15 protein-coding genes and 3 tRNA genes are annotated in these 19,267 nt (G+C 63.2%); 16 read left to right on the plus strand and 2 right to left on the minus strand.

The window, feature by feature from the left end; translation table 11 throughout:
* Positions 1–85 precede the first annotated feature (85 nt).
* The 11 genes from ACEUCR_RS05960 (at position 86) to ACEUCR_RS06010 (ending at position 12,755) form a co-directional block, all read left to right on the plus strand.
* The gene (locus ACEUCR_RS05960) at positions 86–1,171 is read left to right on the plus strand and encodes a ketoacyl-ACP synthase III (RefSeq protein ID WP_408788778.1); all 1,086 of its coding nucleotides are present in this window, start codon (positions 86–88) and stop codon (positions 1,169–1,171) included.
* A gap of 203 nt (positions 1,172–1,374) precedes the next feature.
* On the plus strand, positions 1,375–2,556 hold the full coding sequence (locus ACEUCR_RS05965) for a methyl-accepting chemotaxis protein (protein WP_408788781.1): 1,182 nt from the start codon (positions 1,375–1,377) through the stop codon (positions 2,554–2,556).
* A 9-nt stretch (positions 2,557–2,565) separates the two neighbouring features.
* A complete protein-coding gene (locus tag ACEUCR_RS05970; RefSeq protein WP_041995781.1) occupies positions 2,566–2,934 on the plus strand; it encodes a response regulator in 369 nt (122 codons plus the stop codon).
* Between the two features lie 12 nt (positions 2,935–2,946).
* Entirely contained in the window at positions 2,947–3,273 is a 327-nt protein-coding gene (locus tag ACEUCR_RS05975) for an STAS domain-containing protein (protein ID WP_408746915.1), read from the plus strand.
* 18 nt (positions 3,274–3,291) lie between these two features.
* On the plus strand, positions 3,292–5,487 hold the full coding sequence (locus ACEUCR_RS05980) for a chemotaxis protein CheA (RefSeq protein WP_408788784.1): 2,196 nt from the start codon (positions 3,292–3,294) through the stop codon (positions 5,485–5,487).
* A gap of 13 nt (positions 5,488–5,500) precedes the next feature.
* Positions 5,501–7,420, plus strand: coding sequence for a HAMP domain-containing methyl-accepting chemotaxis protein (locus ACEUCR_RS05985; protein ID WP_392443398.1), 1,920 nt, complete (start codon positions 5,501–5,503; stop codon positions 7,418–7,420).
* Between the two features lie 11 nt (positions 7,421–7,431).
* Positions 7,432–7,998, plus strand: coding sequence for a chemotaxis protein CheW (locus ACEUCR_RS05990; RefSeq protein ID WP_392443400.1), 567 nt, complete (start codon positions 7,432–7,434; stop codon positions 7,996–7,998).
* Between the two features lie 135 nt (positions 7,999–8,133).
* Positions 8,134–10,212, plus strand: a complete 2,079-nt coding sequence (locus ACEUCR_RS05995) for a methyl-accepting chemotaxis protein (RefSeq protein ID WP_408789068.1) — start codon at positions 8,134–8,136, stop codon at positions 10,210–10,212.
* 133 nt (positions 10,213–10,345) lie between these two features.
* On the plus strand, positions 10,346–11,155 hold the full coding sequence (locus tag ACEUCR_RS06000) for a CheR family methyltransferase (protein ID WP_392443401.1): 810 nt from the start codon (positions 10,346–10,348) through the stop codon (positions 11,153–11,155).
* Between the two features lie 8 nt (positions 11,156–11,163).
* Positions 11,164–11,706, plus strand: coding sequence for a chemotaxis protein CheD (locus tag ACEUCR_RS06005; protein ID WP_162625851.1), 543 nt, complete (start codon positions 11,164–11,166; stop codon positions 11,704–11,706).
* Positions 11,703–12,755, plus strand: coding sequence for a protein-glutamate methylesterase/protein-glutamine glutaminase (locus tag ACEUCR_RS06010; RefSeq protein WP_041995759.1), 1,053 nt, complete (start codon positions 11,703–11,705; stop codon positions 12,753–12,755). The genes ACEUCR_RS06005 and ACEUCR_RS06010 overlap by 4 nt, the downstream gene beginning before the upstream one ends.
* 24 nt (positions 12,756–12,779) lie before the next feature.
* Here ACEUCR_RS06010 and ACEUCR_RS06015 read toward each other — a convergent pair whose 3' ends face one another.
* Positions 12,780–14,015 carry a cysteine desulfurase-like protein gene (locus ACEUCR_RS06015; RefSeq protein WP_408758901.1) on the minus strand — a complete coding sequence of 412 codons (1,236 nt, stop codon included), beginning with the start codon at positions 14,013–14,015 and terminating at the stop codon, positions 12,780–12,782.
* Between the two features lie 340 nt (positions 14,016–14,355).
* On the opposite strand from ACEUCR_RS06015, the gene ACEUCR_RS06020 reads away from it, so the two are divergent.
* The 4 genes from ACEUCR_RS06020 (at position 14,356) to ACEUCR_RS06035 (ending at position 15,076) form a co-directional block, all read left to right on the plus strand.
* Positions 14,356–14,440 (plus strand) — tRNA-Tyr (locus tag ACEUCR_RS06020).
* 32 nt (positions 14,441–14,472) lie between these two features.
* Positions 14,473–14,557, plus strand: a tRNA-Tyr gene (locus ACEUCR_RS06025).
* 44 nt (positions 14,558–14,601) lie between these two features.
* Positions 14,602–14,686, plus strand: a tRNA-Tyr gene (locus ACEUCR_RS06030).
* Between the two features lie 123 nt (positions 14,687–14,809).
* Complete coding sequence (locus ACEUCR_RS06035; protein ID WP_041995752.1) at positions 14,810–15,076, plus strand: hypothetical protein; 267 nt, start codon at positions 14,810–14,812, stop codon at positions 15,074–15,076.
* A gap of 7 nt (positions 15,077–15,083) precedes the next feature.
* On the opposite strand, the gene ACEUCR_RS06040 is transcribed toward ACEUCR_RS06035, so the two are convergent.
* Positions 15,084–18,500 carry a transporter substrate-binding domain-containing protein gene (locus tag ACEUCR_RS06040; RefSeq protein WP_408788787.1) on the minus strand — a complete coding sequence of 1,139 codons (3,417 nt, stop codon included), beginning with the start codon at positions 18,498–18,500 and terminating at the stop codon, positions 15,084–15,086.
* A 125-nt stretch (positions 18,501–18,625) separates the two neighbouring features.
* Between ACEUCR_RS06040 and ACEUCR_RS06045 the strand changes: the two genes are divergently transcribed.
* The gene (locus ACEUCR_RS06045; RefSeq protein WP_408788790.1) at positions 18,626–19,261 is read left to right on the plus strand and encodes a response regulator; all 636 of its coding nucleotides are present in this window, start codon (positions 18,626–18,628) and stop codon (positions 19,259–19,261) included.
* Positions 19,262–19,267: the final 6 nt, after the last annotated feature.

Below are 19,267 nucleotides of genomic sequence, written 5' to 3' on the forward strand. Positions count from 1 at the left end.
CAGATGGCAGCCGCTCCGTCATAATTGCGCGATTTTCCGCCCCATGCCGCACCTCGCCAGGGGCCCAGAGACAAGTGGTAACGCCATGACTTTTGCCAATATCACAGGGTGGGGCAAGTGCCTGCCCCCCGCCGTGCTGAGCAATGATCACCTCAGCACCATCATGGATACCTCGGATGAGTGGATCCACTCCCGCACCGGTATCAAGGCACGCCGGGTCTCCCACGTCAGCTGCTCGGCCCTGGCCACCCTGGCCGCCCGCCGCGCCCTGGCCTGCGCCGGCCTCGAGGCGAGCCAGCTCGACGGCATCATTCTCGCCACCGCCACCCCGGGCACGCTGGTCCCCAACGGTGCCTCCGCCGTGCAGCAGGCCCTGGGCGCCCACAAGGCGGCGGTGTTCGATCTCAATGCCGCCTGCACCGGCTTCGTCTACGGGCTCTCCGTCGGCACCGCCCTGGTGCAGACCGGCATGATGAAGAGGGTGCTGATCATTGGCGCCGAGCGACTGACCAAGCTGCTGGACTGGGCCAAGCGCGACACCGCCGTGCTGTTCGGCGATGGCGCCGGCGCCGTCATCATAGAGGCGAGCGAGCAGGAGAGCGGCCTGATAGCCAACAGGCTCGGCTGTGATGGTGAGGCGCGCGAGATCCTGCACATTCCAGACTTCGGCACAGATCGCGAGCGTTTCGCCGAAATTGACGGCCTCTTCACCTTCAACTTCGAGGGACAGGAGATCTTCAAGCGGGCGGTGAGAGGCATGGGCGAGGCCACGGGCGCCGTGCTGGCCCAGGCTGGCATCACCCCGGAGCAGATCGATCTCATCGTGCCCCATCAGGCCAATCTCAGGATCATCGAGACCCTGGCCAAGCGGATGGACGCCCCCATGGAGAAGGTGATGGTCAACATAGCCCAGTACGGCAACACCTCCGCCGCCACCGTGCCCATCGCCCTGTGCGAGGCGCTGGAACAGGGCCGGGTCAAACCGAACAGCTATCTGCTCAGCGCCGCTTTTGGCGCCGGTCTGACCTGGGGCGCCGCCCTCATCAAGTGGGGCGATCGGGTCACGCCGCTGGCTCTGTGTGACGACGAACTGCCCCCTTGCCAGCAGACGGGGCTCGAGCTCATCGCCAGCGCCGTCGCGGGCTGCCAGCAGGCCGATCGCCCCCGCTAAACAAGACCCGAAAGAGGATGGCGCAACGCCATCCTCCACTTGTCCCCCCTCGCCAGCCTCCTCCCCTCTCCCTTTATCTTGCTGATCCCTTGCCTTTTTTCTTTTTGGGCTACCATTACTGAGCGATCAGTAATTAATAACTACATAGTGCGCTAACCAGTCAGTGTCGATCGCCCACCCCGCGTTCACGGATGAGCTCATGTATGGCAAAACACAGCGCTGTATTACCCCATCGGGCCCCCCTCTTCTGGGTGCTCGCCCTGGCCGTCGCTAACGGCGTCCTGCTCTGTCTCGCAACCCAGGGCTGGCCCTATCCCTACCTGGCCATCAACCTGGTGCTGGCACTGGCGGTGGGCCTCTGGCTCGGCCGAGGCCAAAGCGCCGCCCCGCCGCCCCAGGCTCCGGAGCAGCAGGCCCAGACCAGTGGCGCCGCCCTGGCCGGCCTGGAGCAGGTCTGCGAACAGGCCGTTCCCATCTGGACCAAGCAGATAGAGAACTCCCGCCAGCAGAGCGAGGGGGCCATGATCAGCCTCACCGAACGCTTCGTCGGCATCTCCACCAAGCTGGAGGAGGCGGTGACCGCCTCCCACCATGCGGCCGGGGACCTGGCCGGGGAGAACTCGGAGGGAATGGCCGCCGTGCTGGCCGAGAGCCAGCGCCAGCTGGGCACGGTACTGGCCAGCATGCGGGCAACCCAGCAGAACAGAGACGCCATGCTGGCGGAGATCAAGGGGCTCACCGCCTACACCCAGGAGCTCAATGCCATGGCCCTGGACGTGGCCAAGATAGCATCCCAGACCAACCTGCTCGCCCTCAACGCCGCCATCGAGGCGGCCCGGGCCGGGGAGGCGGGCCGCGGTTTTGCCGTGGTGGCCGACGAGGTGCGCACTCTCTCGCGCCTCTCCAGCGAGACCGCCAAGAAGATGTCAGGCAAGGTCGATACCATCAATACCGGCATCGCCCAGGTGTTCCAGATTGCCGAATCGGCGGCGGCCCGGGATCACGAATCCGTCGCCCACTCGGAGCAGTCCATCGAGCAGGTGCTGACCCGCTTCCATGAGGCCACCGCCAGCCTGGCGGAGTCCGCCGCCCTCCTGCAGCACGAGAGCAGCGGTATTCATGCCGAGATCTCGGATCTCATCGTCTCACTCCAGTTCCAGGACAGGGTCAGCCAGATCCTGAGCCATGTCAGGCAGAACATGGAGAGCCTGTACGACCACCTCCTCCACGCCAAGAGCGCCCCCGCCCACGAGCGGCTCGCCATCGACGCCCAGCGCTGGCTGGCGGACATGGAACTCACCTACGCCACCGACGAGCAGCGGGACATTCACCACGGCAAGCAGACCCCTTCCCAAAAGACAGACACGGACATCACCTTTTTCTAGGAGAGCGTTATGGGCAAGACCATCTTAATCGTGGATGACTCGGCGACCATTCGTCAGGTCGTCGGCATGACCCTCAAGACCGCAGGCTACGATGTCATCGATGCCTGCGACGGGCGGGATGCCCTGAGCAAGCTCGATGGCAAGAAGATCAACCTCATCATCAGCGACGTCAACATGCCGAACATGGATGGCATCAGCTTCGTCAAGGAGGCCAAGAAGCTGGCCAGCTACAAGTTCACCCCCATCATCATGCTGACCACCGAATCCCAGGACAGCAAGAAGCAGGAGGGCCAGGCCGCCGGTGCCAAGGCCTGGGTGGTCAAGCCCTTCCAGCCGGAACAGATGCTGGCCGCCGTCGCCAAGCTCATCATGCCCTAGTCAGGAGGTCCTATGCCGCTGCACGCAACGTCACTGCCAGACAAGATTGCCATGAGGCTGGAAGGTGAGATGACCATCTATCACGCCGGCGAGCTCAAGGAGCAGATGAGCGAATGGCTCGAACACCCCAGGGAGATAGAGATGGATCTCTCCGGGGTCAGCGAGATCGACAGTGCCGGTCTGCAACTGCTGATCGCCGCCAAGCAGGAGGCCGGGCGCCGCGGGGGTAGCCTGCACCTGCTGTTTCACAGTCAGGTGGTGCTGGAGGCAATCGAGCTGTGCAACCTCTCGGGTTACTTCGGCGATCCCACCCTGCTGCTTTATACCCTCAATGACTAGGCGACAAGGAGCCCGAGCATGGATCTGGATCAGGCGCTACAAACCTACCTCGTCGAGGCGAGAGAGCTGCTGGTGGAGATGGAGTCCGCCCTGCTCAGCCTGGAATCGACACCAGGCGATGACGAGCTCATCGGCGCCGTGTTCCGGGCCGCTCACACCATCAAGGGATCCGCCGGCCTGTTCGGGCTGACCCCCATCATCGGCTTTACCCACATCGTCGAGGACATCCTCGATCAGGTGCGCAACCACAGGCTCGCCATCTCGGCCCCCCTCATCAAGGTGCTGCTGGAGAGCTGCGATCACATCAACCTGCTGGTCAGTACCGTGGTCGAGCAGGGGGAAGAGCCGACCCCCGGGGATCTCGCCAGGGAGGCGGCGCTGCGCGAGCGCCTGCTCGTCTGGCAGCCGCGGGAAGCCTCTCCCCTCCCCCAGACGCTCGGCGGCGAGCCGGTGCAAGTCGAGCGCGACCCCCCTCGGGGGACCAGCGGGCTCTGGCACATCTCCCTGCGCTTTGGCGCTGAGGTGTTCAAGAACGGCATGGAACCCACTTCCTTCCTGCGCTATCTCGCCACCCTGGGCAAGATAGTGACCATGGAGACCATCACGGGGGCCATTCCGCCCTGGCAGGAGTTCGATCCCGAACTCTGCCATCTCGGCTACGAGATCGACTTCGACTCCAGCGCCAGCAAGGAGAGCATCGCCGAGGTGTTCGAGTTTGTGCGCGATGACTGCCGGATAGTCATACTGCCGCCAGACAGCAAGGTTGAAGAGTACCTGGCCTTCATGGCAGCCCTGCCCGAGGAGAGCGAACTGCTTGGCCAGCTGCTGGTCAAGTCCGGGGCCCTTACCCAGGCCGAACTGGACACAGGTCTGTGTCAGCAGAGGGAAGAAGCCACCTCCCCCAGGCTCGGCGAGATCCTGGTCGCCCAGGGGGCGGTGGACGAGGTGGTGCTCGATGCCGCCCTCAAGAAACAGAACCAGGGCAAGGAACAGAAAAACAGGGAGCAGCGCTTCGTGCGTGTGCCCGCCGACAAGCTGGACGACCTCATCAACCTGGTCGGCGAGCTGGTGGTGGCCAGCTCTGGGGCCAACCTGCTGGCCCAGCGTTGCCGCGACAGCCAGTTGCAGGAGGCCACCTCCGTCATCGCCATGCTGGTCGAGGAGATCCGGGATGGCGCCCTGCACCTGCGCATGGTGCCCATCGGCGAAACCTTCAACCGCTTCCAGCGGGTGGTGCGAGACGTCAGCCAGGAGCTGGGCAAGGACATAGTGCTGCGCATCTCGGGGGCCGACACCGAGCTCGACAAGTCGGTGGTGGAGAAGATTGGCGATCCCCTGATGCACCTGGTGCGCAACGCCATGGATCACGGCATCGAATCGGCCGAGCGGCGCCGCCTGGCGGGCAAGCCGAGCCAGGGCACCCTGACCCTCAACGCCTTTCATGACTCGGGCAGCATAGTGCTCGAGATCCGGGATGATGGCGCCGGCCTCGACCGGGAGCGGATCCTGAAAAAGGCCCTGGAACGCGACATCCTGAGCCCGGGGCAACAGCTCAGCGACCAGGAGATATACCAGCTCATCTTCGAGCCTGGGTTCTCCACCGCCGAGGAGGTGACCAAGCTGTCGGGGCGCGGCGTCGGCATGGATGTGGTCAAGCGCAACATCCAGGCCCTGCGCGGCAGCGTCGAGCTGCACAGCGAGGCGGGCAAGGGCACCCTGGTGCGCATCCGCCTGCCCCTGACCCTGGCCATCATAGACGGCTTCCTGGTGCGGGTCGGCAGTGCCCACTACGTCATTCCCCTGGACATGGTCATCGAGTGCGTCGAGCTGACCGAGCTGGCGCTGCAAGACACCCAGGGCCGGGACTACATCAACCTGCGCGGCGAGGTACTGCCCTTCGTGCGGCTGCAACGCTATTTCGCGCTCTCGGGCCAGCCGGGACGCAGAGAGAACATAGTGGTGGTCAGCCACGGCGGCCAGAAGTCCGGACTGGTGGTGGACGAGCTGCTCGGCGAGCTGCAGACCGTCATCAAGCCCCTCGGCAAGCTCTACAACCAGCTGAGCGGCATCAGCGGCTCCACCATTCTGGGGGGAGGCGACATCGCCCTGATCCTGGACATCCCCGCCCTGCTCCAGTCGGCCATCCGGCGTGAGCTGCATCAGCTGAACCACACTGGCGCCGGGTCACCCCAGAGCCAACCCAGTATCAATTGAGTAGGAGCGAGCCATGTTCAAGGATGCCACCATCAAGACCCGCCTCTTCCTGCTGCTCGGCGCCCTCTGCGCCCTGCTGTTGCTGCTGAGCAGTCTGGGACTTTACGGGATGCAGCAGGGCAACCAGGGCCTGCTGCGGGTCTATCAGGACAGGGTCGTGCCCCTCAAGCAGCTCAAGGAGATAGCGGATCGCTACGCCGTCGCCATCATAGACAACGTCAACAAGGCGAATGCCGGCCTCATCAATGCCGATGTTGCCCTCAAGGAGATCCAGGCCGCCCAGCAACAGATAGCCCAGGAGTGGCAGACCTATCAGGCCACCAGCCTGACCCCGGACGAGCAGCGGCTCTCGGACCAGGCTCTGGCGCTGTTTGAGACGGCAAACCGGGAGATCAACCGGCTCACCGATCTGCTGGCCAACCGGCAGGGGCTGCTGACCGGCACCCTGAATGAGTTCGATGGCCCCCTCTATGAGGCCATCGACCCCATCAGCAGCAAGGTGACCGAGCTGGTCAACCTGCAGCTCGACGTCGCCAAGACGGAGTTCGAGCATGCCCAGTCCGCCTACCAGACCCTGCTGCCCACCGTGATGGCCGGCATCGGCATCGGGCTGATGGCGGCCATCTGGTTCGGCCTGCGTCTGATCCGCAGCATCACGGGCCCCATCAATCAGGCGCTCAAGGCCGCTCGCCAGCTGGCGGAGGGGGATCTGGACGTGCATCTGGAAGTCAGCTCCCGGGACGAAGCGGGCCAGCTGCTGGAGGCCATGCAATACATGGTCGACAAGCTGGGTGCCCTCATCAATGACATAGAGCAGCAGGTGAGCGCCGCCGTGGAGCAGGGCGACTTCAGCTACCGCATCAGTCTGGTGGAGCGCCAGGGCTATGTGAAACGGTTGAGCGAGCTGCTCAACCGCCTCTCCGAGGTGACGGACACCAGCCTGGGGGACGTGATGCGCATCGCCACCGCCCTCTCCAAGGGCGATCTGACCCAGCGCATCGAACAGCCCTACCCCGGGATCTTCGGTCGCACCAAGGATGGTCTGAACGACACCATCACCGCCCTCACCGGCATCATAGACGAGGTACGCAGCGCCACCGACAGCCTGAGCAATGCCTCCAATCAGGTGAGCGTCACCGCCCAGTCCCTGAGTCAGGCCACCAGCGAGCAGGCCGCCAGCGTCGAGCAGACCAGCACGGCGGTCGAACAGATGAGCGCCAGCATCAACCAGAACACGGACAACGCCCGCCAGACCGATGCCATGGCCAGCCAGGCGGCCCAGGAGGCCGGTGAGGGCGGCACCTCGGTGCAGCAGACGGTGAGCGCCATGCAGCAGATAGCGCGCAAGGTCAGCATCATAGATGACATCGCCTACCAGACGAACCTGCTGGCCCTCAACGCCGCCATCGAGGCGGCCAGGGCCGGGGAGCATGGCAAGGGCTTTGCCGTGGTCGCCGCCGAGGTGCGCAAGCTGGCTGAGCGCAGCCAGGTGGCGGCCCAGGAGATAGGGGAGCTCTCCAGCAGCAGCGTGGAGCAGGCGGAGCGCGCCGGCGAGCTGCTGGGGCGGATAGTCCCCTCCATTCGCAAGACCTCGGATCTGGTGCAGGAGATCAGCGCCGCCTCGGGCGAACAGGCGGGGGCCGTGACCCAGATCAGCCAGGCCATGAACCAGCTCAATCAGGTCACCCAGCAAAACGCCGCCAGCAGCGAAGAGCTGGCCGCCACCGCCGAGGAGATGAGCGGTCAGGCGGAGGAGCTGCAGCAGACCATGGACTTCTTCATCCTGGCCGCCAGAACGCCCGCGGGCCAGGGAGGCGCCAGTGTGGCGCGGGCCAAGCCGGCCCAGCCTCGCGGCCACTTCCTGACCTCATCCCAACCTGCGCAACCGGTCCACGGCGGGCCGGTTGATGACGCCGACTTTGTCCGTTTCTGACCGGAGGCCCCATGAATCCATCCACCGAACTGACCCTGGCGTCCACGCCTCTGCCCGCGGCGACCCAGGGCGATGCCCAATACCTCACCTTCCTCATCAAGGGGGAGATGTTTGCCATCAACATCCTGGGGGTCAAGGAGATCATCGAGTACGGCAACATCACCCCCATCCCCCTGATGCCTGACTTCATCAGGGGCGTCATCAACCTGAGGGGGGCCGTGGTCTCTGTGGTGGATCTCAACGCCCGCTTTGGCAATGCCGCCTCGACGGTCACCCGCCGCAGCTGCATCGTCATCATAGAGACCCAGGGTCAGGAGGGGGACCAGGAGGGAGGGTCCCAGGACATAGGGGTCGTGGTCGATGCCGTCTCCGAGGTGTTGACCATTCCCAGGCAGGAGATAGAGCCGCCCCCGAGTTTCGGAGCCAGGATCCGCGCCGATTTCATCAGCGGCATGGGCAAGGTCAATGGCAAGTTCGTCATCTTGCTCAACACCCAGAAGGTGCTCTCCATCGACGAGATGGCCCTGCTCCATGAAATCACCCATCACCCGGATGCGGCCATCGCCGTGACCCAATAGACAACAACAGACGTTTATCACTCGAGTATCAGCACAAGGATAAGGCTCATGACTCAATCATTTTTCGGCAAGTTGTTTGGCAACGACGACCACGAACGGCTGTTGTCCCAGCTCGATCACACCCTGACGGATGCCATGGCCGTCAACCTCGCCGCCGCCAGCGGCCAGTTCGAGCAAGGCATCCGCCTCGACGGGCTGGACGGCCCATTGCTGGCGCTGTGCCAGGAGTTCAACCAGCTGCTAGAGCGTCTCGGCCAGACGGTGCGCAGCAATCTGGCACAGACTCAGGCCAGCCAGCTCGCCCACACCGAGAACTTCCGGGTCCGCAAGGCCCTCGATGGCGCCACCACCAACTTGATGATCGCCGACACCGACCTCAACATCATCTACATGAACGAGGCCATCAGGGAGATGCTGACCCTGGCCGAGAGCGACATCAAGAAGGAGCTGACGGCGTTCGAGGTCAGCGGCCTCATGGGCAAGAACATCGACAGCTTTCACAAGAATCCCTCCCACCAGCGCGCCATGCTGGCCAAGCTCGACAAGACCTACCGCACCCAGATAACCCTGGGGGGACGCATCTTCTCCCTCATCGCCAGTCCAGTGGTCAATGACGAAGGGGAGCGACTCGGTACCGTGGTGGAGTGGAACGATCGCACCCGCGAGGTGGCCATCGAGAACGAGGTCAAGGCCGCCAATGCCGCCGCCAAACAGGCCTCGGATGAGAGCATGCGGGTCAAGAAGGCGCTCGACTGCGCCACCACCAACGTGATGATCGCCGACAACAACCTCGACATCATCTACATGAACGAATCGGTCAAGGCCATGCTGGTCGAGGCCGAGCATGACATCAAGAGCGAGCTGCCCCACTTCAATACCAGCCAGCTGATTGGCAGCAACATCGACAGCTTCCACAAGAATCCCGGCCATCAACGCAGCATGCTGGCCAAGCTCGCCAGCACCTACCGCACCCAGATCCTGCTCGGTGGCCGCACCTTCTCCCTGGTCGCCAACCCCGTCTTTGCCGATGACGGCGAACGCCTTGGCTCTGTGGTGGAGTGGAGCGATCGCACCAAGGAGGTCGCCATCGAGCGGGAGGTGTCCGAGATAGTCCAGGCGGTCATAGATGGCGAGCTGAGCAAGCGCATGGCCCTCGCCGACAAGGCGGGCTTCTTCAAGAACCTGGGAGAGGGGATCAACAAGATTGCCGACGTGATAGACACCAGCCTCAAGGACGTGATCCGGGTGGTGCAGGCCTTGGCCGAGGGGGATCTGACCCAGAAGATAGACGCCCACTATCCCGGGGTGTTCGGCACCACCAAGGATGCCCTGAACCAGACCATAGCGGCCCTCACCACCATAGTCACAGAGGTGCGCAGCGCCTCGGACAACCTCTCCAGCGCCTCGGAGCAGGTGAGCGCCACCGCCCAGAGCATCAGCCAGTCGAGCAGCGAGCAGGCGTCGAGCATGGAGGAGACCAGCGCCTCCATCGAGCAGATGAGCGCCAGCATCAATCAGAATACCGAGAACGCCCAGGTCACGGATGGCATGGCGAGCAAGGCGGCCAAGGAGGCCATCGAGGGGGGAGATGCGGTCAAGCAGACGGTGGATGCCATGAAGCAGATCGCCAAGCGCATCAGCATCATAGATGACATCGCCTATCAGACGAATCTGCTGGCCCTCAATGCAGCCATCGAGGCGGCCCGGGCCGGGGACCATGGCAAGGGGTTCGCCGTGGTCGCCGCCGAGGTGCGCAAGCTGGCCGAACGCAGCCAGGTGGCGGCCCAGGAGATAGGGGAGCTGGCCTCCAGCAGCGTCGACATGGCGGAGCGGGCGGGAGAGCTGCTCGATCAGATAGTGCCCTCCATCAACAAGACTTCGGATCTGGTGCAGGAGATCAGCGCCGCCTCCGCGGAACAATCCACCGGGGTCAGCCAGATCAACATGGCCATGAGCCAGCTCAGCCAGGTGACCCAGCAAAACGCCGCCAGCAGCGAGGAGCTGGCCGCCACCGCCGAGGAGATGAGCGGCCAGGCAGAGCAGCTGCAGCAATCCATGGAGTTCTTCACCCTGGTGCAGCACAAGACGGTGACCGAGCTCAGGCAACCGCCACAAAAGGGCACCAGTCGCAGCCGATACCTGGCCCAGGAGGGGGCCCCCCAGGAGCTCTCGGCCGCCCACGCCCAGGGGGAGAGCGACTTCGTGCGCTTCTGAGCCCGGAGCGGGGAGTCTCCTCCCCGCTCCCGTTCGACCAGCCCCATGAGAGAGGCGAGTGATGAACCATGGCCACCCAGCCACCACCCGCCAGCCCAGTCGACCCCGTCCCGGTGACGGGAGGAGAGCACCCGTGTTGGAACATGCCGTCCTGAGCGATCAGGAGTTCTGTCAATTTCAGCGCTGGCTGCATCAGACCGCCGGCATCGACCTCTCTCCGGCCAAGAAGACGCTGGTCAGCAGCCGTCTCGCCAAGCGGCTCTCCCATTACCAGTTGCCGAGTTTTGGCGATTACTTTCGCCTCATCATGCACGATGACGCCAAACAGGAGCTGCAGCTGGCCCTGGATCTGCTGACCACCAACGAGACCTACTTCTTTCGCGAACCCAAGCATTTCGAGTTTCTGAGCCAGCAGGTGCTGCCCGGTTTCCCCCAGGGACGACCCTTGCGCATCTGGAGCGCCGCCAGTTCCTCCGGGGAGGAGGCCTACAGCCTCGCCATGACCCTGGCCGAGCGGCGACCGTCTGCCCCCTGGGAGATCCTCGCCTCGGACATCAGCAGCCGGGTGCTGGCCCAGGCCAGGGCAGGCCTCTACGCCATGGATCGCGCCAACAACATCCCCCTCTCCTACCTGATGAAGTACTGCCTCAAGGGGATCGGCTTGCAGGAGGGCACCTTTCTCATCGATCGCACCCTCAGGGAGAGGGTGCAGTTTCGTCAGATAAACCTCAGCAAGCCGCTGCCGGAGCTGGGTCAGTTCGACCTCATCTTCATTCGCAACGTGATGATCTACTTCAACCGCGAGACCAAGGTGCAGGTGCTGGCCCGCCTGGAGCCCCTGCTGCGCCGGGGAGGCTATCTCATCATCAGCCATGCCGAGAGCCTTCATGGCATGCAGAGCGGCCTGCAGCTCGTCTCCCCGTCCATCTACCGCAAGCCCTGAACCTGGCCATGAAGACGCTGCTGCTGCAACCCGGTGAAACCCTGTTCAGCCAGGAGGCGCTGGTGATGCGCACCCAGCTGGGCTCATGCGTCAGCCTGACCCTCTGGCACCCTCATCACCACTGGGGCGGCATGTGTCACTTCATGCTGCCGGGACGCCACCCTGGCGGCCGACAACCAGCGGCGACGCCGGGCCGGGAGCCGCTGGATGGCAAGTATGCGGACGAGGCTCTGGCCCTGCTGCTGGCGGCGATAAGCGAGGCCGGGAGCGACCCCAGGGAGTATGTGACCAAGCTGTTTGGCGGCGGCAACATGTTCCCCCAGCTCTGCGATCGCCACCCCAGAGACATCGCCAGCCAGAATGTGGCGGCGGCCTGGGAGCTGGTCCGGCGCCATGGCCTGACGGTCAGCGCCCACGATCTGGGTGGCACAGGCCACAGATCCCTGATCTTCGAGCTGGATTCTGGCCATGTCTGGGTCAGACACTCTCCCCTGGCGCCGGCCCCCGGCCCCGGCGATCCGCCCTCTTACCGAACAAGGACAAGCCAATGAAACAGATCACCGTCATGCTGGTCGATGATTCCGCCGTGGTCAGGCAGGTGTTGCAGAGCGTGCTGGAGCGTGAGCCGGATATCAGCGTCATCGCCACCGCCTCGGATCCCCTGTTTGCCCTGGAGAAACTCAAGAAAGTCTGGCCGGATGTGCTGGTGCTGGATGTGGAGATGCCGCGCATGGACGGCATCACCTTCTTGCAAAAGATCATGGCCGAGCGGCCCACCCCCGTGGTGATCTGCTCCTCCCTCACCACCCGGGGAGCCGAGACCAGCCTGCAGGCCATGGCGGCCGGGGCGGTCAGCATCATCACCAAGCCCACCATGGGGCTGAAGGGCTTCCTGCAGGAGTCCGCTCACGAGCTGGCCATGGCGGTGCGCGGCGCGGCCATGGCCAATCTCAAGCGGCTGGGCAAACCGCCGCTCACCGTGCCCCCCAAGATAGACATGGATGGCTGGCTGCCCGCCCCCTCCCAGGCCATGGCCCAGACCACGGAGCGGATCGTGGCGCTGGGCACCTCCACCGGCGGCACCCAGGCCCTGGAGCGGGTGCTCACCGCCCTGCCCAGGGTCAGCCCAGGCATCGTCATCGTCCAGCACATGCCGGAAAAATTCACCGCCGCCTTCGCAGCCCGGCTCAACGGCCTGTGCCAGATAGAAGTACGCGAGGCGTGCCACAACGACAGGGTGATCCCCGGCCTCGCCCTGATAGCGCCGGGGGGCAAGCACATGCTGCTCAAGCGCAGCGGCGCCTACTATCACGTGGATGTGATGGATGGTCCCCTCATCAACCGTCATCGTCCCTCGGTCGATGTGCTGTTTCGCTCCGTCGCCAAGCACGCCGGCAAGAATGCCACCGGCATCATCATGACCGGCATGGGAGATGACGGCGCCCGCGGCCTCAAGGAGATGCTGGATGCGGGCGCCATGACCTATGCCCAGGACGAGGCCTCCTGCGTGGTGTTTGGCATGCCCAAAGAGGCGCTCAAGCTGGGGGCGGCCCGCCACACAGTGCCCCTCGACCAGATCCACCAGCTGATCGCCAGCTGATGGATATCGGGGCGGCGCCCCGGCTCAGGGCGCCATGGCGTCCAGCAGGGCGAACAGCCTGTCTATCTCCCCCAGGGTGTTGTAGTGCATGCAGCCGATGCGCAGCACCCCCCCCTCCCCGACGTCGAGCGCCGCTATCAGCCCCAGCGCATAGAAGTGACCCGCCCAGCTGCACACCTGATGCTCGCCGAGATGGACCGCCATCTCGGCCGGGGTGTGCCGCTGCGAGGTGAGGGCGAAGGTGGGGGTGCGCCCCGCCGTGCCCCGGATGCCATGCAGGGTGAACCAGGGACGCTCCGCCAGCTTGGCCAGCAGGTGCTCGGAAAGTTGCTGCTCATGGGCATGGCTGCGGGCGAAGCCGATATCAAGCCGCTCCTCCAGGGTCGCCTCCCGGGCCGTGAGGCCGGAGAGGGAGGCCAGGTACTCGATGGTGGCCTCAAGCCCCGCCAGGGCCTCCCAGCTCTGGGTTCCCGTCTCCCACTTGTAGGGGGAGACGTTCTTGGCCGGTTCCACCTTGTAGGGGGTCAGTCGCTCCAGATGGGCCAGCTTGCCATAAAGGATGCCCAGATGCGGCCCGAAGAACTTGTAGGCGGAGCAACCGAGGAAGTCGCAATCCCAGGCCTGCACGTCGATGCGCTCATGGGGGGCGAAATGCACCGCATCCACATAGAGCAGGGCGCCGACCTCGTGTACCGCGTCGGCGATGGCGGGAATGTCCACCAGGGTGCCCGTGGTATTGGAGGCCGCCGTCACCGCCACCAGCCGGGTACGCGGCCCGAGCAGACTCAGCAGGTGTGCCATGTCGAGTCCGCCTGTGCCGACATCGACCCGCGCCTGGTGGACGATGACACCGCGATCCTCTGCCGCCTGTTGCCAGCTGGAGACGTTGGAGTAGTGATCCAGGGCGGAGACGATTATCTCGTCCCCCGCCTGCCACTCCCGCGCCAGGGCGCGACTGAAGGCGAAGGTGAGGCTGGTGAAGTTGGCACCGAACACTATCTCCTGCCAATGCTCGGCCCCCAGCAGGGTCGCCGCCCCCTGACGGGCCCGCAGCGCCTGCTGCTCCGTCTCTCTGCCCGAGAAGAAGGTGCCACCCAGGTTGGCGTTGAAGCGTCCCAGGTAGTCCGTCATGGCGCCCAGCACGGCATGGGGCACCTGGGCACCACCTGGGCCGTCGAAGAAGAGGGGGGGCCTGCCATCGATCAACTGATTGAGGGCGGGAAACTGGCCGCGCAGGACGGCGACATCGAGAGGCTGCATAGGGTCACATTCCATGTTAACAGTTAGATAACATGGCGAGATTAAGATCAGGTAGCAGCAAAGTCCACACTCAAACCCATTCCCCATCACATTCACAGAAAAAAGAGCGCAATCCAGTATAAAACCCTAGCCCACACCATTCATATTGCGGGGCGCGGTCGGCCTGATCCGGGGGTGAGCCCTGGGTTCACTTGCGATCAATCCAACATGAAGCCTATGAAAAGATTGAATTTTGAACGTTAGATGTCAAAAAATAAGCGACTCGCATATTTTTCTGCATAGATTGCAAATCGGGGCTTCACAAAGCCGTGGGATCTGTTAGTATGCGCCTCGCACTTGAGGAGGGGTTCCCGAGTGGCCAAAGGGATCAGACTGTAAATCTGACGGCTCTGCCTTCGAAGGTTCGAATCCTTCTCCCTCCACCATTTCAAGTGCAAAAATCAGGAAAATACCCCGTGGAGGGGTTCCCGAGCGGCCAAAGGGATCAGACTGTAAATCTGACGGCTCTGCCTTCGAAGGTTCGAATCCTTCTCCCTCCACCATCTTCCTGATGAATATGAAAGGCCTGTAAAAGCAATGCCCCTGTGGAGGGGTTCCCGAGCGGCCAAAGGGATCAGACTGTAAATCTGACGGCTCTGCCTTCGAAGGTTCGAATCCTTCTCCCTCCACCATCCTTCAGAGAACCCGGCCCTGCGCCGGGTTTTCGCTTTTTCCGCCCCTGTCAGATCTGACAATTGCCCTGCCCCCGCTTTTTCGAAACAGTAAGCCCATAGCGTCGCATGGAGCGCCTTCATATGTTTGAAATCTGGGATGAAAGGGGACGGGAGCACGGGCTGACACTGCCCCAGCTGCAACAACGACTACGGGATTACCAGGGGGATGTGATGGTGCGTTATCTCAACCGCCTCGGTCTGCCGAGCACCCTGTTCCTGACCATACACCAGGGCCAGGTCTATCAGCGTTTCAAGGCAGATACGCCCAGACTCGACTGGTCCTGGCTGGCCCAGGCGATGCACCCGGGTCCGAGCCAGCAAGGCATCCAGGCCATGACGGCCTCCTGAGCCTCCCTCAGGGGCGAGGGAGGAGTGTCTTCAGCTCATCAGCTATCTGACCAAGCTGGGCCCTGAACTCCCCCAGTTCGACTTCGCACTCGCCCGCCCCTTGCCGGCGGATCTTCTCCTCCAGATGCCAGGCCCGCAGCGCCAGATCCTCGGCCTGCAGCATGGAAATGGTGCCCGCCTGGCGATGCACCCAGTCAGCCAGCGCCTTGTCGCTTTCCTGCACCTGTGCCAGCGATTGCACCAGCTCGTCGCGAAACTGGGTCAGCATCTGCGTGAAGGACTCACCTGTGCCGAATAATCGCTGCAGTGCGCCCAAGTCGAGCAGGCCACTGGCCGGCAGCATCTGCCATTTCGTCAGCATGGCGCTCAGCCCCTCCAGCAACACCGGCTTGCCCAGCACATCGTTCATCCCCGCCGCCAGACAACGCTGCCTCTGCTCCGGCATCACGTTGGCGGTCATGGCAATGATGAGGAGAGACTCCATGCCCCGGGTGGCGCGCACCGCACGGGTGAAGTCGTAGCCATCCATCACCGGCATCTGACAGTCGCACAGGATGAGATCATAACGACGCAGCGCCAGCATCTGCAGCGCCTGCCGACCATGCTCCGCCAGATCGCACTCTTGCTTCAGCTGCTTGAGCTGGCGCCGGATCAGGGTCTGGTTGAGGGGGTTGTCTTCCACCACCAGCACCCGGCCGGGCAACGGCAGGAGAGCCTCCGCCATAGGGGATGTGGCGGCCAGGGGGGTCGCCTCTCCCAGGCCAAGGTGGCGGTAGCAGACATCCCGCACCGCCTGCCAGGTAAGAGGGTTGCTGTTTAGCCAGTCGACGCCGTCTCGCCACTGATAGCCCAGCACGTTACCGAGGGGCGCGATGCAGATGGCGTTGTCCGGCCGATCCCGCACCTCGCCGAAGATGAGATCCGCCCCGCTCGCCTCATCGACAGTCTGCACCCCCAGGGCCAGCAGGTGCTGGCGCAGGGTATGGCGCAGCCGCTCATCGCCCAGCCCCATGAAGGCCCGCAATCCAGCCAGAAGAGGATCCCACTCCTTCTGCCGTTCGAGCCCCAGGGTGACGGAGAGGCCGATGAAGGTGCCCACCCCGGGGGCGCTTTCCAGCCTGAGTTCACCCCCCATCAGCTCGGCCAGGGTGTGGCTGATGCTGAGCCCAAGCCCGGTGCCGCCATGGTGACGGGTGGTGGCGCCGTCGGCCTGTTCGAACGCATTGAAGATGCGGGTCTGCGCCTCGGCGCTCATGCCGATGCCGGTATCCTGCACCCCAAGCAGCAGTCGCTGCTCGCCCGCCCCCTGCCACTCCAGGCCGACCGACAGCTCGACAAAACCACGTTCGGTGAACTTGACCGCGTTGCTGACCAGATTGAACAAGATCTGTTTGAGCCGCAGCGCATCCCCGTTGAAGCGCGCCCCCACCCCCTCGTCGGCACGCAGATAGATCTGCAACCCCTTGCGAGCCACCTCGCTGCTTGTCATGGTGAGCACGCTGTCGATCAGCTCCCGCAACAGGAAGGAGGTGGGGGCCAGCTGCATCTTGCCCGCATCCAGTTTGGCGTAGTCGAGCACATTGCCGATGAGTTGCAGCAACCCCTCAGCCCCCTGGTTGATGATGGCGACCATCTGGCGCTGCTCGAGATCCAGCGGGGTAAAACCCAGCTGCTCCGCCATGCCGAGGATGCCGTTCATGGGCGTGCGGATCTCGTGGCTCATGGTCGCCAGAAACTCGGCTTTCTTGCTGGCCGCCTGTTCGGCGAGCTCCTTGGCTCGGGCAAGCGCCGCCTCCACCTCGCGGCGGCGCAGGATCTCCCGATACAGGCGCCAGTAGGCGACGCTGAGGATGAGGATGCAGAGCAGGACCCCGGCCCCTATGGGGATCAGGGTGCGCAGCAATTTTTGCCACGGGATCCCTTCGCTGTAGTGCAAGGCCAGCCAGGTGTTGCGGATCTGCTGCCGTTCCTTGTCACTCATGCTTGCCAGCACCCGGTTGATCAGGGGCAGCAGGGGGGCATAGGATTCCCGCACCGCCACCACCAGCTCGTCCCGAAATGGCGTGGGCGCAACTATGTGCAGGTTGTCGTCGAAGCGCTCTTCAATGATGCGGGAGATCGCGGCCAAATTACCCACATAGGCATCCCCGCGGCCGTCTGCCACCATGGCCAGCCCGGCCTGCGGGCCCGTCACCACGGTGACGATGACATTGGGGATACGCGCCTTCAGCTCGGCCACCAGCATGCGATCGGTCACGATCAGGTGCTTGCCCGCCAGCTCGGCAAAGCCCCCGACGCTGTGGCTGCCCCGCGCCATGGCGATGACCACGGGGAAGGAGGCGATGGGCTGACTCGTCTGCCAGCCGGTGAGCCGCTGGCTGACGCGATGGGGTAGCACCACCAGATCCACCTCCTGATGGATCAGTCTCTGCAATAGGGCCGAGCGGCTTGGGTCCGTTCGATAGCGATAGGCCAGGCCCAGCCTCTCCTTGAACAGGCCGAGGTAGTCGCCGATGAGCCCGCTCACCTGGCCCTGGCTGCCCGAAAAGGAGAAGGGCGCCCACCCATCAAGCAGGCCGACTCGCAGCGGGGGCAAGTGTGCGAGCCACTCCCGCTCATCCGGCCTCAGCAGGAAGCCGCTATGCCCTTGAAAAATAAGACGACTATCTCCCAGCCAGCGCCGCTCAAGCTCGGTGCGTTCCTCCACCGTCAGGGCCTGGATGGCGGTGTCGAGCCGTACCCCCAGGCTGGGTTTACCCTTGCTGACCCCCAGGTGAAGACCCTCCATCAGAAAGGGAGACTGGGCCACCACGGCCAGTTCCGGGTGCTGCTTGATGAACTCGTTGGTGACATGCAGATTGCCAATGTAGGCATCTGCCTTCCCTTCCAGCACGGCGCGCAGGGCCGAGCCGGAATCGGGAAGCGGGATCCGGGAGACGGACGGATAGTGCAGCCGGACCAGCCTCTCGGTCAGAAAACCGGCTTCGACGGCAATCCTGGCCTGGCTCAACCCGCTGACATCTCGAAAGAGGGAGCTGTCGTGGCGCACCACCACCACGGTAGGAGACGCATAATAGGGGCGACTGTAGGAGATACACCTTCGCCCCTCGGCACGAAAGGCATCCAGTAAAATATCCACATCACCGCGGCAACTCGCCTTATATAGATGGCGCCAGTCCGGGTAGGATTGCCATTCTATTCGATAATCAAGGTTTTTGGCCAATAAGGACATCAGCTCCACACTGAAGCCACTGCCATGACGGCCATCCCATTGCTGAAACGGCCCCCAGCCCCTCTCCAGCAAACCAACCCTTATTATTTTCGAGGGCGAATCCTCTTTCGAAAAAACAGGTTGGCAGAGCATGGCGATATTTGATAATAGTAAGAGAAAACCACATCTAAATATGTACAACGGAAAGGCCATCACCTTGTCAGCAAGCTGGTAAATCACATTATTTATCACTCGAAAAAAATCGGCACACAAAGTATTATATAAATTACACCTTTAACACTAAAAATATTATCCGTTGATTTATATAGGGCTCAAACATGTCTTTCAATATCATCCTTGCCGACGACCATCCGCTGATACTGGCCGGGATCCGTAGCCTTATTACCCTCCATCAACCGGGTTGCAATATTGTTGCCGAATCCCATCAGGTCTCTGAATTATTAAAAACATTGCAGCAACATAGCTGCGACCTTCTCATCACAGATTTCAGCATGCCGGGGGATGAACGTTGCGATGGCCTGGCCATGATCCAGCAATTAAGACGGGATTATCCCGAGCTACCCATTATCGTGCTCACCCAGATACACAACGCCGGTATCTTGCAATCGCTGATCCAATCAGGGGTAAGCGGCATCATTCTCAAGAAGGCCGTCCTCAATGAATTGACCGACGCCATTCGTCAGGCAAAGACAGGCAAACACTATATCGGCAGCTCGGTCAAGGCCGTGCTGGCCGAGGCCGGGTTGTTGCATCAGCCCCCCGCGGTGCAGCTCACCCCCAGGGAGAGTGAAGTCGTACGCCTGCTGGCCAGCGGCATGTCGGTCACCCAGGTGGCGGAGTACCTCAAGCGCAGCGTCAAGACCATCAGCACCCAGAAAAAGAGCGCCATGCTGCGGCTCGGTCTGCAAAGCGACAGCGCCCTGTTTCACTACGCAAAAGAGATGGGGCTGTAATAAGGG

The sequence above is a fragment of the Aeromonas bivalvium genome (assembly GCF_046078285.1).
GTDB classification, from domain to species: domain Bacteria; phylum Pseudomonadota; class Gammaproteobacteria; order Enterobacterales; family Aeromonadaceae; genus Aeromonas; species Aeromonas bivalvium.